The sequence below is a fragment of the Streptomyces sp. DSM 40868 genome (assembly GCF_011820545.1).
Lineage (GTDB): Bacteria > Actinomycetota > Actinomycetes > Streptomycetales > Streptomycetaceae > Streptomyces > Streptomyces eurythermus.
The window spans coordinates 748,801-769,946 of record NZ_CP050504.1 but is presented as its reverse complement, the minus strand read 5'-3'; the positions used below and the strand labels follow the sequence as shown (position 1 = coordinate 769,946).

Below are 21,146 nucleotides of genomic sequence, written 5' to 3'. Positions count from 1 at the left end.
CGGGCCGCGCACCCTTCCGCGAACAAGCGGAAGGGGCCGCGGCCGGAGGCCGATGGGTCACCCGGCGAGGGAGTGTGCGAGGAGGGTCTCCGCTGCCGCCCGTGCGTGCCGGCCGTAGTCCGGATCCCCCAGCACCATGGCCCGGCTGGCCGCTCCGTCCGCGAGGGTGACCAACTGTTCGGCGAGTGCGGCCGGCTCGCGGCAGCCCAGTTCCGTCACCAGTGCGGTGACCAGCTCCACCATGCGTAGCTTCTGCTCGCGGGCGTAGGAGTGGACCGTGCTGTCCGGGTCGGGGAACTCCGCCGCGGCATCGATGAACGGGCACCCGCGCACCGGTTCCGCCGCCGGCGCGGGCTGGTCGAACAGCCCGAGGATCCGCTCCCGCGGCGGGATGTCCTCGCGGGTCAGCACGCTCTCCAGGGTCGCCCCCGACGAGGCGAGGTCCTGGAGGTGGGCGATCACCAGGTCGCTCTTGGTCCGGAAGTGCGCGTAGAGCGTCCGCTTGGACACCGGTGCCGCCTCGGCGACCTGCTCCATGCCGGTCGCGTTGATCCCCTGGACCGCGAACAGCCGGGCGGCGGCGGCCAGGATGCGCTCCCGCCCGCCACGCCCGCGTCCCCCGGTGGCCGTAGTCGTCGCACTCATGCACCAAGTATACGACTCCGTTTACCTCGCCGGTCGGTGTCTGCTAGGGTCCCGTGGCACCCGCAAAGTAAACGGTTACGTTTACATCGTGTTGTCGAGGAGTGCCCCATGAGCCTGTTGGTCCCCACCGAGCTGAGCGGCTGCGCGGAGAAGCTGATACGCGGCCGTCACGCGACCCGCGCGTTCCGCCCGGACGCCGTGCCCGAGGACACGATGCGCGCGATCTTCTCGCTGGCCGGCGCCGCGCCGTCCAACTCCAACGCGCAGCCGTGGCGGGTGGAGGTGGTCAGCGGCGCCGCGCGCGAGCGCCTGGCGGACGCCTTGCAGGCGGCTCACGCCGCACACCGCACCTCGGCCGACTTCCCGTACGCCGAGGACATGTACACACAGGCGCACCAGGCACGCCGGGCGGCGTTCGGCGCCCGACTGTACGGAGCGCTGGGCATCGGCCCCGACGATCACGAGGCGCGAGCGGCCTACGACGCGCAGAGCCTGCGCTTCTACGGCGCGCCCCACGCCGCGTTCCTGTTCGTCACCGGGGACGGCGGGCCCCGGCTGGCCGCCGACGTCGGCGCCTACATGCAGACGCTGCTCCTGGCGATGACCGCGTACGGCGTGGCGAGCTGCCCGCAGGGACTGCTGAGCTTCTACGCCGACACGGTCCGCGCCGAACTCGCGGTCACCACCGGGCACTTGCTCGTAGGCATCTCTTTCGGGTACGCCGACGAGGCCGCGCCCGTGAACCACGTCACGACCGAGCGTGCCGCGCTCGAAGAGGTCGCGACCTTCCACGGGTAGGGGGTGTCTGCGGACGGGCCCTCCTGGCCGCCGCCCAGGTGTACGTGATCGTCGACCTGGGCGACGGGCCGTACGCTCACGCCGTCCACGACGCGAACTCACGTAGCCGACTCAGGAGTTGTGCCGGTGCTCGGCGGCGAAGGCGGCCAGCCAGGCCAAGGGTGCGTTCCAGTTGATGGCGACCTCGTTGGTCGAGTACGAGCCGATGTCGTCCACGTAGCAGGCCGCCGGACTGCACCCGGGCAACCGCTCCTCGGCCACGGGGTCCTGAAGGGCGCTGTTGGGTCCGCCCGCCAGGGAGCCCGCGGGCGGGTTGGGCAGCGAGGCGTCGTACTGGTGCGCCCAGAACCGGTGGTGCTGGTTGTGGGAGTACCGGGTGCCGTAGCCGGTGACGTAGGACGTCCCGAGCGCATTGCGGCCCAGCAGGTAGTCCATCGCCTCGACGGCGCCGTCACGGTAACGCCGTTGCCGGGTCAGGTCATGGGCTACCCCCATGACGAGGGCGTTGTTCGCGACCTGGCTGTTGGAGCCCCAGACGTACGCCGACGCGGGAATCGTGGCCGGATAGCCCTGGCTGCTCAAGGTGGTGAGGTAGCCGTCGGCGGCGGAGACGACGGAGGCACGCAGCCGGGCCACATCCGGGGCCGGCAACCGGTTCGGCACGGTGGCGAGGGTGAGACGACCGAGGGCCGCGGTCTCGGCCCACCCGAAGCCGAAGGAGGTGAACGCGTCCGGGGACGTGTGCCAGGGAGAGGAGGTGACGGCGTCGCGGTACGTCCTCTCCCCGGTGGTCGCGTACAGTTCCGCCGCCGCCCAGTAGAACTCGTCGCTCAGCTGCCCGTCGCCGTACGCGCCGCCGCCCGTGCTGTCGGAGTCCGGCGCGATCACGCCGGGGTTCGCCTTGGCGGCGGCCCAGGCCGTGCGTGCGGCGCTCAGGCAGCGCGCCGCGAACGCCCGGTCGAACGGGGCGTACACCCGCGCGCACTGCGCGGCCGTCGCCGCGAGGTTGAGGGTGGCCGCCGTGGAGGGCCGGTGCAGTTCACGCGGCTGCGCATCCAGTTCGGGACGGGTGGGCAGCCCCGTCCAGTTGGCATCGTGGATCTTGTGGAAGGCCATGCCGGCGTACGGCCGCCCGTCCGGCACCTGCATGCGCAGCAGGAACTCCAGCTCCCAGCGGGCCTCGTCGAGCACATCGGGCACGCGGTTGCCCCGCTCGGGCACGCGCAGCGTGGAGTCACCGAGGGCCTTGGCCGTGCCGGCGCGCGCCGCACGGTCGTAGGAGTTGACCAGCAGCCAGGTGGAAATTCCGCCGTTCACCACGTACTTGCCCTGGTCGCCGGCGTCGTACCAGCCGCCGCGCACGTCGAGGGAGTAGTCGCAGACACCGGCCTGGCAGGGCACCTGAGTGTCACCCATGTTGGGCGCCACGCCCAGGTGCCCGGCCGGCCGCGCGTAGGCCGCCCCGGCGAGGGAGGCTTCGATCGGCGTGCCGCTGCGCTGCTGGTAGAAGAAGGACATCGAGTCCGAGAACAGGGGGCTGTAGAGGCCGGCACGGATGTCGAACGCCGGACTGCTCTGCCCGTCCACCACCAGGCGGAAGCCCTTGCCGACGCCCTTGTACGACGTGAAGTCGGCCAGATGGGTGGAGTCGCCGGACGCCGCGTCGGTGCCGCGCGGAGCCGTGGCGCCGGAGGCGACGGTCCGGCCGGAGGCGTCGACCAGCTGCCACACCAGCGGCTGCGCCGACGAGCTGACGACGGTGGCGCGTTTCGGGCCGTCCGGGAGGTACCCGACTTGGTTGACCCGCACCGGGGAGTCGGCGAGGGCGACCGCGGGCGCCGCCACGGTACGCGTGAGCCCCGCGGCTCCGGTGGCGTCGGTCAGCGTGCCGGCGAGGGCCAGCGCCGTCACCAGGCTGACGGCCGCCACGCGACAACGACGCAGGACGGTGGGGGAGGGGGAGGCCATGGGCTGCTCCTGGGCTGGACGGGACAGGAGTGGGAGCGCTCCCACGCAGCGTTGCATGGTCATGTCACTGCGTCAATCGGTCTGCGGTGTTCGGTGCGGATCCGGGGCACGTCGTCCACGCGGCCGGGGTTGCTCCTGGTGCACGGTCGACAGGCCCTTCGCGTGCGCGACCCGCAGGTGGGCCGGACCCTACCCGTTGTCCGGTTCCGAGGAGTGGGCCAGTACCGTGCGCAGCCACACTTCCGAGGTGTTGACGTGCAGCAAGGCGGTGGACTGTGCGAGCAACTGGTCCCGGGCGCACAGGGCGTTGTAGATGGCCTCGTGCTCGGCGAGGGTGAGGTGCGAGGCGTTGCCCTCGATCAGACCGCGCCACACCCTGGCACGGATGGTCCGGCTGGACAGCCCCTCCAGCAGCGAGGTCAGCGTCTCGTTCCCGGTGGCGGCGATGACGGTGCGGTGGAAGGCCGTGTCGTACCGGATCAGAAGTTCGGCGTCGTCACGGGCGGCGCGCATGTCCTCCAGGATCTTGCCCAGGGCGTCCAGGTCCTCCTCGCGCATCCGGACCGCGGCCAGGCCCGTCGCCATCGGTTCCAGCAGGCGGCGGACCTCCATGACCTCCAGCAGGGTGTCGTCGCGCAGCAGTTCCACCGCCACGCCGAGCCCTTCCAGCAGCAGGCGCGGGGCGAGACTGGTGACGTATGTGCCGTCACCGCGGCGCACGTCGAGCACGCGGGCCGACTCCAGAACCTTCACCGCCTCCCGCACGCCACTGCGGGACAAGCCCATCTGGGCGGCCAGTTGGGGTTCGGGTGGCAGGCGCGCACCGGGCGGCAGTTCACCGGACTGGATCAGGGACCGGATCTTCGCGATCGCCTCGTCGGTCAGTGCCACGTAAACCCCTCGGAGCGCGGCGGGAGCAAGACATCATACCTTCGGTCGCGGGCGGTGCGAGCGTGGTTGTTCATGGGCGGCCGCGCGGTCGGCGCTCCCCGATCAACCCCCGAACGCGGAGACCCTGTCAACGGGGCGAGTGCTGTCCCTGGCGGTCGATTGCCGTCCGGCACCTACGATGCGGAGGTCAGCAGAGCCTCCCGAGGTGACGTCAGATGTAGGGGGTGGCGGGAGCGCCACCGGGCACGATGAACAGGGCGATGCCGGATGCGGCAGACCACCCCTGGATCGGGGCGGAGTCGAGGAACACCGGCCCGGCCGGCACGCGCATACCCTGGCCGGAGCCCGCCGAGCGCAGCGCTGCGGGCGGACCCGAAGCGGAAGGACTGCTCGTCGATGAACGCTCCTCCTTCTCCCGGCCACCGTCCACTCCGGATCGACGCCCACCACCACCTGTGGAACCCGGCCACACGTCCCCATGAATGGCTGGCCGGCGAGGAGATGGCGCCGATCCGGCGCCGCTTCACCGAAGCCGACCTGCGCGCGGCGGCCGCCTCGGCCGGAGTGGGGCGCACGGTGCTGGTCCAGGTGCTGCCCGACCTCGGGGAGACGGCGGAGTTCCTGGCGCTGGCGGCGGGCTCGCCCCTGATCGCCGGTGTCGTCGGCTGGGTGGACCTCACCGCACCGGACGTCGCCGACGTCCTGGCCGGACTGCGGTCGGGTCCCGGCGGGCGCTTCCTGGTGGGGGTGCGCCATCTGGTGCAGGGCGAACCGGACCCGCGCTGGCTGGTGCGGCCCGATGTCCTCGCCGGGCTGCGCGCGGTGCGCGACGCCGGGCTGGTCTACGACCTGCTCACCCTGCCGCACCAGATGCCCGCGGCACTGAAGGCGGTACGAGCGGTCCCCGACCTGCTCTTCGTTCTCGACCACCTCTCCAAACCCGACGTGGCGGGCGGGTCGTTGCGCCCGTGGGCCGACCGGATCGGCGCGTTGGCGGAGCGGCCCAACGTGGTGGCGAAGCTGTCCGGCCTGGTCACCGAGGGCGACTGGGCGACTTGGACGGTGGACGACCTGCGGCCCTACGCGCACGTCGCACTGGAGGTGTTCGGACCCGGCCGGCTGATGGTCGGCTCCGACTGGCCGGTCTGCCTGCTCGCCGCGGACTACGCGCGCGTGTTCGCCACCGCGGAGGAACTGCTCTCCGGCTGCACGGCCGACGAGACGGCACAGGTGTTCGGCGGCACCGCCTCACGGGTCTACGGCCTCGGGTAAGGCATATGTGCCCGCGTCCGGAGTGGTGGGCGGCGGGTGCCGCCCACTCGCTGGGGCGGTGCCGGTGGGCCGCAGCACTCGGCCGGATCAGACGGCGGTGATGGTCCACTGGAGGTTCGTGCTGCTGTCCGGCGCCCACAGGCCCACCGTGGCACCGGACGCGACATCGCCGCGGCCGTCCAGGGCCGTACCCGTGCCGCGGTTGACGATCTGATAGCGGCCGGCACCCGTGTCCACCAGCCGCCACTGCTGATTGACGCCGCCGTTCCAGGGCGCCTGGCGGGCGTCCGCGCCGTTGGCGCTGTCGCCCCAGCTGTCGGCGGCCATGCCGTTGGTCCGGTTGACGATGCGGTACCAGCCACCGCCCAGGCCGACCAGCTGCCATTGGAGGTTGGTGCTGCCGTCGAAGTTCCACGACTTGAGTACCGAGCCGGTGGCGACGTTGCCGCCGCTGTCCAGGGTCAGACCGCTGGTGACATTGCTGATCCTGGCCCACGTGGTGGGGAGGCTGCCCCCGCCCAGTGCGGGGATCCGCCCGGAGAAGGTCAGCTTCACCACGTACGCCGGGGCGCTGAACGGCGCACTCGACCACGGCATGGCGATGTGCAGTCCCGAGCCGTCCTGGGTGCGGCCGGGCAGGCTGGTGTAGGTGCCGGCGTTGGGGCCGAGCAGCTGGACCGACGTGAGTGTGCCCAGGTTGATCCGGCCGGAGGCCAGGGTGCCGATGGTGAGGGTGCTGCCGGGCCAGCCCAGCACGGTCGCGTAGAGAACCGTGTCCGCCTTGTCGCGGGTGAAGCGGATGTCGGCGCTGGTACCGGGGCGCGGAGTGACGAAGGAGCCGCCGCCCATCTTGGTCGGGCCTTCGCCGTGGACGGTCCAGGCGCGGGTGGCGTAGACGGACTCGCCGAAACGCTTCAGGTAGTCGCCGATGCCCAGCAGGATGCCGCGCTGTCCGCCGGGGATGGTGCCGTCGGCGGTCGGGGCGATGTTGAGCACCATGGTGCCGTTCTTGCTCACCCGGTCGATCAGCGAGTGCAGCATGGCGGGCAGCGAGTAGTAGCCGATGCCGGCCGTGTAGCACCAACTGGAGCTGGAGACGCTGTCGTCGGTCAGCCAGTACGGGGACTGGATGTCGGCCGGGCCGCCGCGTTCGAAGTCGTACACCTCGCCCCTGTTGTCGAAGCCGTCCTTGTAGGTGGCGACGACCTCCTTGTCCCAGGCGACGGCGCGGTTGTAGTAGTAGGACAGGAACTTGAGCCGCTGTTCCTCGTCCACCCGGGAGAGGTTGAAGTCCTGCCACAGGATGTCCGGCTGGTACCCGTCGATGATCTCCTTGAGCTTGTCGTACCACAGTTGGTTCTCGGCGGCGGCGCCGAGCTGTCCGTACAGCTTCTTCAGCGCGGTGGTGGACTGCGGGGGGACGTGGTCGTAGAAACCGGTGAAGTTGTAGGCGTGGTGCATGGCCACCATCAGCTTCATGCCCCTGGCACGGATCGCGTCGGCGTGCAGCCGGAGGAGGTCCAGCCGGGGGCCTCTGGCCACCGAATTCCACTCGCTGACACCGCTGTTCCACATCGAGAAGCCGTCGTGGTGCTCGGCGACCGGCCCGGCGAACTTGGCGCCCGCGTCGGCGAACAGCTGGGCCCACTCGTCGGGGTCGAAGTTTCCGCCGGCCGACTTCAGCCTGGGCGCGAACCGCACGAAGTTGCCGGCCTTGTCCCGGGCGCCGTCGATGAAGTTGTGGTACGGCCACGCGTTCGGCTCGCCGTAGACGCTCGTGTGGTGGGTGTTGGCGCGCGAGCCGCCGATGTACATGTTGCGCGGGTACCACTCGTTGTCGTACGCCGGGACGCTGAAGGCTCCCCAGTGGAAGTAGATGCCGAACTTCGCGTCCTGGAACCACTCCGCGGCGGGCGGGTGCTGGTCCACCGACGCCCAGTCGGGGGAGTAGCCGGCGGGGCCGGGGATGCTGACGCCGGTCGGTGCGTCGCCCAGCGCGTCGGCGCGGCCCGCCAGGCCGAGGGACGCTCCGGTGGCGCCGAGCACCGTGAGGAACACGCGACGGCTGTGGGGAGACGCTGGCATGGGGACCTCCGGATCGGAGACGGAAACCGCGACGCGCGAGACATCTGACGTTAAGGGCGCCCAGCTGGCCGGTCAATGACTAGTACATGGCAAAACGCGAGAAGTGCGCGGTCGTAGATCAGATGTATGAGTCTTCTTCGTGCCACTGGCACCCTTCGCACCGGGGCCGGCTCCAGCCGCAGCCGGCCCTCCGCCCGCTCCCGGCCGATCCCCGGACCGGTCGGGATCACGTGACTGCTCGGCGATCATCTTCAGCGGAACCGCTGATCGGCATCACCCGTCCGGTGTGCCTCGCCCCCGGCGCCCGGTTGGCCGGCGTCAGGCCGGCACGGTTGCCGCAGCCGGGTCCCGCGGGTCGGTGAAGGGCCCGAGCGGTGTGCCGCGTACGGACTCGGACCGGAAACCGTCCGGTCCGGCCGGGCGGTCGCCCAGGACCGGTACCCGGTACAGCCGGCACCGGTGGTCGGTGTGGTGGAGATCGGCGGGCTGGAGGTGTGCCACCGCGCGGTTGTCCCAGACGGCGATGTCACCCGGCTCCCGGCGGTGCCGGACGGTGCAAGCGTGTCCTCGGCCCGTTCGCGGATCGTCCTCAGGCCGTAGGCGTCGGAGAACAGCGGCGCTGTGCCGTGTGTGCTCGCCGAACGACCGGCCGCCGTCCGGCATCTGCCGGGCGGCCAAGTGGTCACCGATGCTCTTCGGCGACGCCGGCCCGGCTCGGACCGGGCGAGTGCCGGACCGGCGGGCCCGGTGCCGAACACGTCCGGATTCAGCCCACCGCGCTGCCGCACGCGAGCAACACGAAGCAGTCACTTGAGGGACCGTCTGCGCGCCGACGCGTCCCACCCTTCGGGAGGCCGGGGGAGAAGTGAATCGGGAGGCCGGTGGTGACGTGACGACGTGGCGCCGTACCCGGAGGCTGCTCGGCGGCCTGTCGCGCGGCTGAACCACCCGTGCCGGACCGGCACCGGCGTACCGTGTCACCCGTCAGGGCTCGACCACCTCCACGTGGTCGCCGACAGCGACCACCAGGACCCGCGCGCCCGACTCGGTGGAGCGCCAGCGGTGCCGGACACCGCCGGACAGCAGCAGCGTGTCCCCGCGCCCCAGCCGGTGGATCCGCCCCTCGGCCTCCACCTCCACCGAACCGTCCGCCACGTACATCAACTCGTCGTTGCGGTGCCGGAATTCGCGGTCCGCCTCGTGCTCGCCGACGAACTCCAGCGCGTGCAGCTGATGGCGGCCGCGCACCACCGGCCGGACGCGTGCCTCCCGGTCGAGGCCGCCGTCGTCGCCCGCGCGCACCACGTCGACCGTGCGGGTCTCGTCCGAGGCCGCGAGGAGCTGTACCGCCGTGGTGCCGAGGGCGTCCGCGATCCGCTGCAACGAACGCATGCTGGGACGCGCCCGGTCGTTCTCGATCTGGCTCAGGAACGGGGAGGACAGCCCGCTGCGCCGTGCCACCTCCGCGAGCGTCAGGTCGAGTGCCCGGCGGCGACGGCGTACGGCAGCACCCACCCGAGGTGTGTTCCCGGCCTCCATGGTCGTCCCGCCCCTTCCCGCCCCGCGGCACCGTTCTCCCTGGCCGACCGTGCCTGACGGCACCTTACGCGGCGCACGCCGAGAGGCCGCAGGCGGTTTCGTACTGCCGACACACGCCCGTCACACAACCTCTCTACCGTCAAAGTCGATTGATGTCGTCAAAGAAAATTTGAAGAATCGAGGAGTTCCGACGTGCCCCCGATCGACCAGAACTCACGCCGCCGGCGTCCCACCGGCCTCATCGCCCTCGACGAGACGGCCGTGTGCGACGGCTACACCCTCTACGCACCGCTCACCGGCACCGGCGAGGTCCACCTCATCGACATCCACGGCCGCACCGTCCACCGCTGGGACCTCCCCTACCGGCCCGGCCGCCACGCCCGCCTCCTGGCCGACGGAACCCTCGCCTACAACGGGGTGCTGCCGGGGGAGAAGGCCCTCTTCCCGATGTGGCACAAGTACCGGGGCGGCGTCATGCTCCGCGCGGCACCCGACGGAACGGTACTGCGGGAGCATCGCGACCCCCTCCAGCACCACGACGCCCACCACCTCGAAGACGGCCGGATACTCTATACGGCCCTGGAGCCCCTGACCGGTGCTCAGGCGGCGGCCGTACGGGGCGGAGTGCCCGGCACCGAGGCCGCGGGCGGCGTCGTCTGGGCGGACACCATCAAGGAGGTCGGCCCGGACGGCGAACTCCTGTGGTCCTGGCGCGCCGCCGAGCACCTCGACCGCGCGTCCTTCCCGCTGCACGAGGCGTACGCGCGTGAACACTGGCCCCTCGTCAACAGTGTCACGCCCCTGCGGGACGGCAACATCCTCGCCAGCCTGCGCAGTGTTTCGGCCGTCGTCGTCATCAGCCGCGAGACCGGCGAGATCCTCTGGCGCAGCCGCCCCGGCACGGTCAGCCAGCAGCACGCGCCCACCGAACTGGACGACGGCAGGCTGCTGGTCTTCGACAACGGCGTCTTCCGGCCCGGCCACGACGTGCCGTACTCCCGCGTCATCGAGATCGACCGGGCGGGCGGCGACGTCGTGTGGGAGTACCACGACCCGGCCCGCGAGTTCTTCTTCGCGCCCTTCATGGGCTCCGCGCAGCGCCTGCCGAACGGCAACACGCTCGTGACCGACTCCCCGTCCGGGCGGTTGTTCGAGGTGACGAAGGACGGCTACCTGTGCTGGGAGTACGTCGTCCCGTACTTCGCCGGCTACCACGAGAGCGAGGTCCGGGGCCTCTTCCCGTCCGAGCCCAACGCCGTCTTCCGCGCCTACCGTTACCCGGCGGCGGACATCCCGTGGCTGGACGCGACGGCATGACGACCCTCCCTGCCCCTGCTGCCCCCCGCTCAGCCGAAGCCGTCGACGCGCGGGTGCCGTTGCGGCGGCTCCTGCCGCTGGCCGTCCAGCACGTCCTGGCGATGATCGCCGCCCCCGTCTCCACCGTCTTCCTCGTCGCCGGCACCCTGCGGATGCCGTCCGCTGCGACGGCCTCGCTGCTGAGCGCCGTCCTGCTGCTGTGCGGCGCGGGCGCCCTGCTCCAGTCCCTCGGCGTGTGGCGGATCGGCGGCCGCCTGCCGTTCGTCATGCTGCCCGGCGGTGCCGCGACGGCGCTGTTCCTCCAGATCGCCCAGGAACACGGCGCGCCGACCGCCACCGGCTCCGTCCTCCTGGCGGCCTCGCTGCTGCTCGCCGTACTGCCCCTGTACACCCGTGTCGTACGGCTCTTCCCGCCCCTGGTCATGGGCGTGACCGTCCTGCTCATCGGGATCGCGATGATCCGCGTCGCCGCCCGGCTCGTCACCGGTCCGGACGGCAGGGGCGAGCCGCGCGCGGTGCTTCTGGCCGCGCTCACGGTCGCGGCGACCGTCGCCGCGTACGTGCTCCTGCGCGGGGTCTGGCGTCAGACCTCCGTCCTCATCGGGATGGCGGCCGGAACCGTCGTGGCGGTGACGACCGGCCTCGGCGCCTTCGCCCCCGCGGCCGGTACGGGCTTCGCGCTGCCCGCTTTCCTGCCCTTCGGCGCACCGCGCTTCGACCTCGTGGCCGCCCTTCCGCTGCTCGTGTTCAGCCTCACCACGCTGGCCGAGATCACCGGGCAGACCGTGCTCAACAGCGAGACCGTGGGCCGGACCCCGGCTCCCGAACGGGACGTTCCGCGCGTCGCCCGCGCCGACGCCCTTGTCTCCCTGGCCGGCGGACTGTTCGGCACGTCCCTGATGATCACCAGCGCCGAGAACATCGGCATCGGCCGGCTCACCGGGGTCCGCAGCCGTTTCGTGACCGCCGGGGCAGGGGTGCTCCTGGTCGTCGCCGGCCTGGCCACGCCCGTGTCCCGGACGCTGGCCGGCATACCCGAGGCCGTCGTGGGCGGCTCGGCACTCGTCGTCTACGCCGTCATCGCCGTCATGGGCGTCGAGATGCTCCGCCGAGCCGACCTGTCCGGCCCGGGTACGGGCAACCTGACGGCCGCGCTCGCGCTCACGATGGGACTGCTGCCGCTGCTCAGCCCGGACCTGTACGCGGGGTTCCCCGACTGGGCCCGCACGATCCTCGGCAGCGGCGTCGTCGCCGGAACCCTGACCGCGGTCCTCCTCACCGCGCTGCTCGGCCGCTTCGCCCCCGGGAGCCGGGTCCCCGCCCCGCAGAAGCCGTGCGTACGGGAGTGACCGACAAGCTCACGGCGTCCGCGGTGTGTCGTCGAGAAGAGCGTGGCCTTGCGAGGTCAGGCTGTGGTGCATGGTGTTGCGGTGGCGCGTACTCGTGATCAGGCCCGCCTGACGCAGGACACCGGTGTGCTGGCTGACGCCAGGTGGTGAGATGTCCAGGCGGCGAGCGATTTCGGTGGTGGTCGCGCCATCCGCGCAAGCGGCCAGGACGGCGGCGCGCGTGACACCGAGAAGGGCGGCGAGCGCTTTGTGAGTGCCGGCCGCGTCGCTGGGCGACCATATGTCGCGCACGACGGAGGGGCTGCGCGGAACCGGATAGACCAGGATGCTTTCCCCGTCGTCGGTCGGTGTGAACAACAACGGCAGCGGGCCGCAGAACAAGGCAGGGGCGAGAACCAGACCGCGACCGTTGAGGTGAATATCCACCACACTGCCCGGTCTGTACTTGGGTACCTGCAGCGTGGGCGGTTCCCAATGTACCACGGGGGCCAGGGCCTTGAGAGCGGCACCGATGCCGCCGGTCGCCATGAGCGAACCCATCAGGCTGACATGGGCACGCACGTGTTGTCGGATGCGGTGCCAGTAGGGGGCCAGAGCGGCATCGTGGTACTCACTCAAGGCATCCGCCAGCCGGTCCAGTCCGCCGCCGCGCCGCCCGGGGTCGGCCAACCATCGGGGCCTGCATCGCTCGGCACCCTCCGGGGGTGTCAGCTCACTGCGCAATACACCGGGCGGCACCCCCAGCAGACGGTCCCGTCCCTCCTCCATCGATGCCACCGGCCCCAGAGGGGTGTACAAGTCGGCGATGAAACCACTGGGGTTGGCGAGAAAGGGCGCCGCCTCACGTGTGTCATGGGGCACCCGAGGACCCGTGCGTCTGCGCCAAGCGTCGAAGAGCACACGGTCGTGCCGACTCTGCAGCATCTGCAGACTCAAGTGTGTCTCGGCCATCGGCCCGAGTTCCACGATCCGAGTCCGGACCAGGTCCTCCATGGTCAACACGATGCGCTGCACGGTACCTTCCCCCGCCTGCCGATACCTTCGTGAACAGGGACATTGCGTCATGCCTGCACGTTGTTGTCGACGGGGTTCCCGGACAGACATGCTCATGGTGCCGAACACGGACAGCGCACCGGCGAGGGACTACGCCGGCGCGGGAACCACGGGGGTGTTTCCGCGCCGGCGTTCTTCGTCTGCTCGGCGACAGCGGGACACGGCTGTCACCACCGGCCCGGCAGCGGTGCCTCCGGCGAGGCGGCGGCCACACGCGCCGTCATGCCCGCCCAGCGCGATCTCCGTTCGCGGACAGGCCCTGATGATCCGCGTGCCGTTCATGTGTCGTCTCGGGTCGGCGTGTCCATGCGGCCAGGAGCCGGAGGGCCTCTTCGGAGCCGGAGCCTGCCTCGGCGGTGTAGACACTCAGCCGCTGGTCGGGGTCGGCGGGCAGGGTGAGGGACTCGTAGTTGAGGGTGAGCGGGCCGACGACGGGGTGGTGGAAGTGTTTGCTGCCGTGCGTGTGCCGGTACACGTTCTGGTCGGCCCACCAGCGGCGGAAGTCCTCGTCCGCGAGGGAGAGTTCGCCGACGAGTTCGGCCAGCAGCGGGTCGTGGGGATGGCGTCCGGCGTCGCGCCGGAGCGAGGCGACGATGTCCTGGGCGTGGGTGTCCCAGTGGGTGTACAGCGAGCGTGCGGTCTCGTCGCGGAACATGAACCGCACCAGGTTCCGCTCGCGGTGCGGCAACGCGTCGAAGTCGGTCAGCAGCGCACGTGCCATCCGGTTGGACGCGAGTACGTCCAGCCGCCGCCCCAGCACGAGGGCGGGGGTGTGCTCAAGGATCCGCAGCAGGTCGCGCAGCCCCGGGCGGACCGACTGCGGACGCGTCACCGAGCGGCGCGCCCTGCCCGCGGCGGGCTTGGCGAGCTGGAACAGATGGGCGCGTTCGACGGGATCGAGGCGTAGCGCGCGGGAGATGGCGTCCAGCACGGTTTCGGAGACGTTGAGCCGTCGGCCGCGCTCCAGCCGTACGTAGTAGTCGACGCTCACGCCCGCGAGTCGCGCGATCTCCTCGCGGCGCAGTCCCGGCACACGGCGCGGGCCGCCGTCGTCGGGCAGGCCCGCCTGGCGCGGCGTGATCCGTGCCCGCCGGGAGCGGAGGAACTCACCAAGAGCTGTGTTGCGGTCCATACCGTTCACGATAGGGGCCAAGATCGCCCCGACGGCCCGCGAAAGGGGGACTGGCAGTCCCCCGGTCCGGCTGCCCCCGGGGTGAAGCGGACCCCCTGGAAGACGGTCAGAGGCCGATTCCGGTGCTGAAGTGGAACGTGTCGGGACCGGCCGGGGCCCAACCGCCCCCCGGCCGGCTCCTGTTCGTATCGCACGAAGGGAACTCCTGTGTCGGACACCAAGACATTCCTGATCACCGGCGTCAGCACCGGCCTGGGCCGCGCACTCGCGCGTGCGGCGTTGGCCGAGGGCCACCGGGTGGTGGGCACGGTGCGTACGCCCGCCGACGCACGGGACTTCGAGGCGCTCGCCGGCGACGCGCACGCCCGCATCCTCGATGTGACCGACCATGACGCGGTGGACACGGTCGTGGACGAGACCGAGCGGGACCTGGGCCCGGTCGACGTACTCGTCGCCAACGCCGGGTACGGCCATGACGGACTCTTCGAGGAGTCGTCGATGGACGACCTCCGCCGTCAGTTCGAGGTGAACGTCTACGGAACCGTGGCGGTGATCAAGGCCGTGCTGCCGTACATGCGGGAGCGCCGCTCGGGCCACATCATCGCCGTCACCTCGATGGGCGGGCTGATCACCATGCCGGGCCTCAGCTTCTACCACGGCAGCAAGTTCGCGGTGGAGGGCATACTCGAAACGCTCGGCAAGGAGGTCACCGGTTTCGGTATCCATGTCACCGCCGTCGAGCCCGGCAGTTTCCGCACCGACTGGGCCGGCCGCTCGATGATCCGCGCGCCGCGTGCGATAGCCGACTACGACGAGCTGTTCGAGCCGGTGCGGGCCCGGCGCATCCAGGGCAGCGGGCACCAGCCGGGCGACCCGGACAAGGCCGCGGCCGCGGTGCTGCGCATCGTGGCGGCCGACCGGCCGCCGACGCGTCTGCTGCTCGGCACCGACGCGCTCCGGCTCGTCCGGGCCGGACGCGACGCCTTCGAGCGGGAGATGCGGGCATGGGCCGAGCTGTCGGCCTCGACCGACTTCGACGACGTCAGCCGGTCCGCCTGACGCCACTCGCCTTCGGGCCCCCGGCACGGGGTCCGGCGGCGACCGGCGTCACCAAGTGCCCGGGTGCAGAGGGACGGACGGCCGACGGGCTTGCGGCGCGCGGGTTGTCGGCCATTCGGATCCGGGCCGGTGACGTCGGCCTCTGGGGACGCCATGCCGCGTTCCGCACGCTGATCTGCCCGGATGCCCGGTGGTGCCGGCACCCGTGGGGGGTCTGTCCGCCCGGGGCAATGGCCGGATAGTGCGGTCGGCGTCCGCGGGTGGCGGTTCGCGGACCGCGCAAGGTGTATCAACGGAACGGTACCGAGGCGAAAGCCCCGGAAGATCCGTGGCGCGTATGGGGGAAGCATGGCGCGTTGGAGGGAACTACCGGATCCGCCGGAACGGAGAGACCGGCAACTCGTCGTGCGCTTACGACGATGCCACCGCAAGACGGACCCGGGCGCCGTCGAGGGCGTCCACGGGCCGCGGACCGACGCGGCGGTGACGCCTCGGCGGAAGCCGGGCGGGCTGCCGGCGGACGGCGCCGTGGGCCCGCGCACCCGGCGGGTGCCGCGCTGATGACCGCCCTCGCACCGGAGTGCGCGGCGTTGGCCGAAGGTCTCCGTGCCGTCAAAGCACGTACGGGTCTGAGCCTGACGGGGCTGGCCGAGCGTACGCCCTACAGCAGGTCGTCCTGGGAGCGTTACCTCAACGGGAAGAAGCCGGTACCCCGGCAGGCCGTCGAGGCGCTGTGCGCGATGGCGGGAGAGCCCTCCGCGCGGCTGCTCGCGCTCTGGGAGCTGGCGGACGCCGAGTGGAGCGGACGGGCCCGGTCCACCGGCCCCACCGCACCGCCCGTACCCGCGGCGCCCCCCGCCTCGGCTGGCGCCGGCACGGGTGCCCTCGGCAGGGCTCGGCGCGAGTACCGGCTCGTCGTGGGGGCGGGCCTGGCGGTGGTGGCCGCGGCGATGACCGGGGTGCTGATCGTGGTGCTGTCGGTGCTGAACCCGGGCACCGGGCATCCGGCGAGGGCGGCGCTTCCCGCGCTGGATCCCGTTCCCGGATGCCAGGGCAGGACGTGTGAGGGGAAGGACCCCGACCGCATGTTCTGCGGACTGCCCGGCCGGGCGGACTCGCTCGGGCCGGAGCACCGCACCGCCACCGGCGCCCATGTGGAGATCCGGTACAGCACGGTGTGCGCCGCCGCGTGGGGCCGGATCTGGCATGCGCGGGTCGGGGACACGATCGAGCTCTCGGCCCCTGGCGCCCGCTCGCGCCGTACCGTCATAGAGAACGCGTCGGACACCGGTGTCTACCGCTTCACCGCGATGATCGGCGCCCCGGCCAGATCCACCCTGCGCCTCTGTTTCCTGCCGGTGTCCGGCGCGGGCCGGAAGGAGTGCGTATCCCCCGGCTGACGGGGAGGCTGAACGGGGCTGGGCTGGGCAGGGCTTGGCGGGAGCCGGCCCCGGCGAGGCGCGTAGCCCCGGTGTGCTCATCCGGATCCAGTGCTCGGCCTCGCGCTCCGTCAGGTCCCAGTCGGCGTCCCCTACGCGCACGGCACCGTCGGCACCCGCCACCAGGAGGTGCTGCCGCTCGGCGGTCATGTGCACCGCGTCCACATCGTACCCGTGCCCCCCAGCCGGCCGACACAGCGACCTGTCACCACGTCCCACACCCGCACCGTGCCGTCCTCGTCCCCGGTGACCGCGTACCGGTCGCCGGGTGTTCCACAGACGGCGAGCACGGCGGCGGTGTGTCCGGGGAGGGCGCGGTTCCGGTCGGCGAGCACGAAGGCCGGGGCGGCTCCGGCGCGGCGGTCAGCGGGGCGGACCGCCCGCCGCGTCACCCGCGGATCCGTGCCCTGGTCAGGGCCTGCGGACTTCGTACTGGAAGCAGCCGTACTCCACCGCCCGTACGTGTACGAGGGCGACTTGGGGGTCGCTGAAGGCGGTGTGCAGGGCCTGTTCCACGACGGTCTGTGCCCGGACGGGGTCGGCCGGCAGCTGTACGAGCGTGCCTCCGCTGATCCAGCCATCGGCGTTGTAGCGGCGGAAGACGCGCTGGGCCCCGGTCTCGGCGAACGGATACCCGGACTCCGGATCCGGGCCCGGGCAGGCGCCGGCGTGGATGAACACCGGGCCCACCTCGTCGTAGGCTCCCGGGTCGGCGCCCGCCTGTGCCGCCCATCGGCGCAACGGGGCGTACGACACCAGCGAGATCCGCTCACCGGCACGGCTGCGGCGCAGACAGCAGCGCAACGGCGCTCCGTCCATGTCGTACACGTAGGAACGGGGAACCACGCCGGCGTCGTCGCGTTCGCGGAGCTCGTCGAGGACGTGGGGAGCGATGGCAAGCGGCTGATGGGTCAAGGGTGTCATGTGTTCAGGCTGCGCGATCGGGGCCGCCGGTGCCTGCGGGAATCCGACATCGAGTTCGGCCGCTCGCGACACGGAGCCGCCGGTGCGCCGGGCATAACGCGAGGTTATGGCGAAGTGCTAGTACCCGGGTCACGGTTCTTCCCGAAAGCTAGGTCATGTCCATGTCGTAAATGCCGTCTCGTGGCGGCGCATCTCCATGGACACGGCCCGTGAGGCCGTCCACCCCACACATGTGCGCTTCTTCAGGCGCCCTCCGGATCGAGGAACCTTGCGTATTTCAAGGCTTGCGCCCGCTTTCGCCGCGGCGGCGGTCTCCGCCCTCGCGCTGTTCGCCCCCACAGCCTCCGCCGCGCCGACGGCGGCCCCCGTCACCGCCAGGGGTTCCCAGCCCATCATCGGCGGCGGGTACGCCACGAGCGGCCCCTGGGCCGCCCGGCTGTACTCGAACGGCCAGGAGACCTGTACGGCGACGATCATCGCCCCGACCTGGGTGCTCACCGCGAAACACTGCGTGTCCGGCGGCTCGCTGTCCTTCCGCGTGGGCAGCCTGGACCAGTACAGCGGCGGCACGGTCGCCAACGGCGTCCAGACCTACACCCACAGCGCGGACCTGGCGCTCGTCCGCCTCGACCGCTCCGTCTCCACGACCTACGCCTCCCTCGGACAGCCCGGCACGGTGCGGGTCGGCCAGAGCGTGCAGGTGTACGGCTGGGGCGCCACCTCCCAGTGCGGCTCGGAGATCAACTGCCAGTCCCGCTACCTGAAGGTCGCCAACGTCACCGTGTCCAGTGGCTGCACCGACGCCTACGGCGGCTCCGCGATCTGCGCCTACCGGGGCAACGGGATCACCGCCGGCGGTGACTCCGGCGGCCCGATGATGGCGAACGGCGTCCAGGTCGGTGTCGCCTCGACCAGCGACCGCCAGACGAACACGGCGTACACCAACGTCACGGCGTACCGCTCCTGGATCCAGTCGATCGCCGGCGTCTGAACCGGCCCGCCCCGCCTGCCCTGTCCCCATGTGGGGGCGGGGCAGGCGGCACGGCCGACTCCCGGCAGCGGACGTCGGCGGCGGAGGTCCGCCGCTCAGGACGAGGCCCGGCGGCGGTGCAGGGCGGCCACGATTCCCAGGGCCACGCCGACCGCGATGACGATCAGCCCGCGCGCCCAGACCTCGGCCTCGACCCGCGTGGCCAGCACCACGCAGGAGACCGCTCCCAGGACGGGGACAGCGGTGTACGCCCGGAAGTGGGGGTGCGCCGGGCGGTCGCGCCGCTGGACCAGGACGGCGGTGTTGACGAGGAAGAACACCACGAGGAGCAGCAGCACCAGGGTGGAGGCGAGGGTCGCCACGTCTCCGGTGAGCGCCAGCAGGAACGCCAGGGCGGTCGTGGCCGCGATCGACGCCCACGGAGTGCGCCGCCGGGGAAGCACCCGGGTCAGGAAGCGGGGGAGGAGGCCGTCCCGCGCCATGCCGTAGGCCAGCCGGGAACTCATGATGCCGGTGAGCAGCGCACCGTTGGCGACGGCGACCAGGGCGATGGCGCTGAACAGCTTCGGCGGTACCCCGCCCGCCTCCTTCACCACTTCGAGCAGCGGACCACTGGAGCGGGCCAGTGTTCCGGTGGGGACGGCGGCCGAGGCGACGACTCCTACGAGGACGTAGACGGCACCCGCCGTCACCAGAGCGCCGAAGAGGGCGCGAGGGTAGGAGTGACGCGGATCGCGGGTCTCCTCGGCGACGTTGACGGAGGTCTCGAAGCCGACGAAGGAGTAGTACGAGAGCACCGTTCCGCCCAGGACGCCGGCGGCGGCCCCGGTGTCGGCGGTGCCGAGTCGGAGGAGCCGGCCGGGGTCCCCGTCGCCGCGCAGCATCAGCCAGGCCCCGAGCCCGACGACGAGCAGAAGGCCGCCGACCTCGATGACCGTAGCCGCCACGTTGGCGCGGGTGGACTCGCTGATGCCACGGGCGTTCAGCAGGGCCAGGCAGCACAGGAAGACGGCAGCCACCAGCACCACGGGCAGGCTGACGAAGGCGGTCAGATAGTCGCCGGCGAAGCCCCGCGCCAGTGCGGCGACGGACACGATGCCTGCGGCGAGCATGCAGTACCCGGCGAGGAAGCCGGTGAACGGCCCGTACGCGAGGGTGGCGTAATGGGAGGCACCGCCTGCCCGGGGGTATTTCGTGGCGAGCTCCGCGTACGAGGCGGCGGTCAGGAGCGACAGCAGCAGGGCGAGGAGCAGGGGCAACCACACGGCACCGCCCGATTCCGCGGCGATCTGGCCGACGAGGACGTAGACGCCGGCGCCCAGCACGTCGCCGAGGATGAAGAAGTACAGCAGAGGGGTCGTCAGCGCCTTCTTGAGCGCGGTGGTCCCGTTCTGCGGTGAGCCGTCGGTGGTCGGTGGGGAGGGAGTGGTCACTCCTGCCGCCTACCCCCTGTCGGTGCGATTACCGACGGAACGGATGTGACGTGCGCTGAACGGCCCATCGGCGCCGTCACCCGCCGACGCGCCCGCGATTCCTCCTTGATGTACCTTTCGCTAGGTGTGTTCCATTTTAGTGAAGTGCTCCGGTGAGGGCTCGCCGACGAGGAGAACCGGATGACCGAGTCACGCGTTTCGGCGCCGGTCACGGAGGTCGCGCTGCCGTGGGCGGCCGACGGCCTGTCCGGTACGCCGGAGGAGGGACTCCGGGCCGGGCTCACGGCTCCCGCTCCGGTCCGGCACCGCAGGATCCCGTCGCTCTTCGGCTACGACGAGACCGGTTCGCACCTCTTCGAGGAGATCACCCGGCTGCCCGAGTACTACCCGCCTCGGGCCGAGCGGCGGCTGCTCACCGAACACGGCGACGACCTGGTCGGCCTGGCGCACCCGGCCGAGCTGGTGGACCTTGGGGCGGGCAGTGCCCTCAAGTCCGAGATCCTGCTCGCGGCGATGGACAGACACGGCCTGGCGCGGGCGTACACGGGCGTGGACGTCAGCCCCGAGCCGATGCGGCAGGCCGCCGGCCGCATCCGTCGGCGGTGGCCGGGAGCCCGGGTCACCGCCGTGCACGGCGACTTCCTGGCGGCCCTGGAGTGGCTGGACCGGGCGGAGCGGGTCGCGCACAGCGCCGCGACCAGAGGCGACGGCGACGGCTCGGACGGCCGCCTCCTGGCACTGCTCGGCAACACCCTCGGCAATCTGTCCGAACCCGAGCAGACGCGGTTCCTGCGCGCCGTCCGTGCCGGCTGCGCACCCAACGACCACCTGCTGATCTGCGTGGACCTGAACGAACCCGTCGAGGTGGTGCGGCGCGCCTACGCGGCCGGATACACCGGGCCGCGTCCCGTCCGCCGGATGTTCGCCCTGAACACCCTCCTCCACCTCAACCGCCGCTACGGCGCGGACTTCGACGTCGACGCGTTCGAGCCGGAGCTCACCTACGACGTGGCACGGCGCGAGGTGCGCGGCGGCCTCCGCAGCCTGCGCCGGCAGCGGGTGACATTGCCCGGGCTGGGGCTCGCGGTGGACCTCGACGCGGGGGAGCTGCTCCTCCACGACGTGATCCGCAAGTTCACGGTGGACGACCTCGTGCGCGCGGTCGGCGAACACGGAATGCGCTGCCGACGGCACTGGGTCGAGGAGGAGTTCGGCTACGGGGCCTTCCTCTTCCAGCCGCACTGCTGACGG

Annotated in this window: 18 protein-coding genes; 8 read left to right on the top strand and 10 right to left on the bottom strand. The window is 71.6% G+C overall.

All coding sequences use genetic code 11. From position 1 onward, the window contains the following. Nucleotides 1–57: 57 nt before the first annotated feature. Nucleotides 58–645 (bottom strand): TetR/AcrR family transcriptional regulator, encoded by a 588-nt coding sequence (locus HB370_RS03480; RefSeq protein ID WP_030776079.1) that lies wholly within the window; start codon nt 643–645, stop codon nt 58–60. Between the two features lie 108 nt (nt 646–753). On the opposite strand from HB370_RS03480, the gene HB370_RS03475 reads away from it, so the two are divergent. Then, entirely contained in the window at nt 754–1,443 is a 690-nt protein-coding gene (locus tag HB370_RS03475; RefSeq protein WP_030776081.1) for a nitroreductase, read from the top strand. Nucleotides 1,444–1,554: 111 nt separating this feature from the next. Here HB370_RS03475 and HB370_RS03470 read toward each other — a convergent pair whose 3' ends face one another. Both HB370_RS03470 and HB370_RS03465 read right to left on the bottom strand, forming a co-directional pair. Further along, a complete protein-coding gene (locus HB370_RS03470; protein ID WP_280117728.1) occupies nt 1,555–3,411 on the bottom strand; it encodes a glycoside hydrolase family 9 protein in 1,857 nt (618 codons plus the stop codon). A 189-nt stretch (nt 3,412–3,600) separates the two neighbouring features. Then, nucleotides 3,601–4,302, bottom strand: coding sequence for a FadR/GntR family transcriptional regulator (locus HB370_RS03465; protein ID WP_030776086.1), 702 nt, complete (start codon nt 4,300–4,302; stop codon nt 3,601–3,603). Between the two features lie 396 nt (nt 4,303–4,698). On the opposite strand from HB370_RS03465, the gene HB370_RS03460 reads away from it, so the two are divergent. Then, a complete protein-coding gene (locus tag HB370_RS03460) occupies nt 4,699–5,574 on the top strand; it encodes an amidohydrolase family protein (RefSeq protein ID WP_037700206.1) in 876 nt (291 codons plus the stop codon). Between the two features lie 87 nt (nt 5,575–5,661). Here the strand turns inward: HB370_RS03460 and HB370_RS03455 are convergent, their stop codons facing one another. Both HB370_RS03455 and HB370_RS03445 read right to left on the bottom strand, forming a co-directional pair. Further along, entirely contained in the window at nt 5,662–7,659 is a 1,998-nt protein-coding gene (locus HB370_RS03455; protein WP_030776092.1) for an alpha-L-fucosidase, read from the bottom strand. A 984-nt stretch (nt 7,660–8,643) separates the two neighbouring features. Next, nucleotides 8,644–9,198: an XRE family transcriptional regulator gene (locus HB370_RS03445; protein WP_030776098.1), complete on the bottom strand. Its 555-nt coding sequence runs from the start codon at nt 9,196–9,198 to the stop codon at nt 8,644–8,646. A gap of 192 nt (nt 9,199–9,390) precedes the next feature. Between HB370_RS03445 and HB370_RS03440 the strand changes: the two genes are divergently transcribed. After that, on the top strand, nt 9,391–10,515 hold the full coding sequence (locus tag HB370_RS03440; protein ID WP_030776101.1) for an aryl-sulfate sulfotransferase: 1,125 nt from the start codon (nt 9,391–9,393) through the stop codon (nt 10,513–10,515). Then, nucleotides 10,512–11,864 carry a solute carrier family 23 protein gene (locus tag HB370_RS03435; protein WP_063766401.1) on the top strand — a complete coding sequence of 451 codons (1,353 nt, stop codon included), beginning with the start codon at nt 10,512–10,514 and terminating at the stop codon, nt 11,862–11,864. The genes HB370_RS03440 and HB370_RS03435 overlap by 4 nt, the downstream gene beginning before the upstream one ends. A gap of 9 nt (nt 11,865–11,873) precedes the next feature. On the opposite strand, the gene HB370_RS03430 is transcribed toward HB370_RS03435, so the two are convergent. After that, nucleotides 11,874–12,878, bottom strand: a complete 1,005-nt coding sequence (locus HB370_RS03430) for a winged helix-turn-helix domain-containing protein (protein ID WP_037700211.1) — start codon at nt 12,876–12,878, stop codon at nt 11,874–11,876. A gap of 259 nt (nt 12,879–13,137) precedes the next feature. Then, a complete protein-coding gene (locus tag HB370_RS03425; protein ID WP_051815245.1) occupies nt 13,138–14,049 on the bottom strand; it encodes a helix-turn-helix transcriptional regulator in 912 nt (303 codons plus the stop codon). Nucleotides 14,050–14,256: 207 nt separating this feature from the next. Between HB370_RS03425 and HB370_RS03420 the strand changes: the two genes are divergently transcribed. Further along, entirely contained in the window at nt 14,257–15,108 is an 852-nt protein-coding gene (locus HB370_RS03420) for an oxidoreductase (protein ID WP_030776112.1), read from the top strand. Between the two features lie 560 nt (nt 15,109–15,668). Next, on the top strand, nt 15,669–16,508 hold the full coding sequence (locus HB370_RS03415; RefSeq protein ID WP_030776115.1) for an XRE family transcriptional regulator: 840 nt from the start codon (nt 15,669–15,671) through the stop codon (nt 16,506–16,508). A 185-nt stretch (nt 16,509–16,693) separates the two neighbouring features. Here the strand turns inward: HB370_RS03415 and HB370_RS03410 are convergent, their stop codons facing one another. Both HB370_RS03410 and HB370_RS03405 read right to left on the bottom strand, forming a co-directional pair. After that, complete coding sequence (locus HB370_RS03410) at nt 16,694–16,939, bottom strand: hypothetical protein (RefSeq protein WP_030776118.1); 246 nt, start codon at nt 16,937–16,939, stop codon at nt 16,694–16,696. A 19-nt stretch (nt 16,940–16,958) separates the two neighbouring features. Further along, nucleotides 16,959–17,471 carry a DUF1203 domain-containing protein gene (locus tag HB370_RS03405; protein ID WP_030776121.1) on the bottom strand — a complete coding sequence of 171 codons (513 nt, stop codon included), beginning with the start codon at nt 17,469–17,471 and terminating at the stop codon, nt 16,959–16,961. 268 nt (nt 17,472–17,739) lie between these two features. On the opposite strand from HB370_RS03405, the gene HB370_RS03400 reads away from it, so the two are divergent. Then, the gene (locus tag HB370_RS03400) at nt 17,740–18,462 is read left to right on the top strand and encodes a trypsin-like serine protease (protein ID WP_030776124.1); all 723 of its coding nucleotides are present in this window, start codon (nt 17,740–17,742) and stop codon (nt 18,460–18,462) included. Nucleotides 18,463–18,557: 95 nt separating this feature from the next. Here HB370_RS03400 and HB370_RS03395 read toward each other — a convergent pair whose 3' ends face one another. Continuing rightward, nucleotides 18,558–19,895, bottom strand: coding sequence for an APC family permease (locus HB370_RS03395; protein WP_030776127.1), 1,338 nt, complete (start codon nt 19,893–19,895; stop codon nt 18,558–18,560). Between the two features lie 180 nt (nt 19,896–20,075). Between HB370_RS03395 and HB370_RS03390 the strand changes: the two genes are divergently transcribed. Continuing rightward, a complete protein-coding gene (locus HB370_RS03390) occupies nt 20,076–21,143 on the top strand; it encodes an L-histidine N(alpha)-methyltransferase (protein WP_051815246.1) in 1,068 nt (355 codons plus the stop codon). Nucleotides 21,144–21,146: the final 3 nt, after the last annotated feature.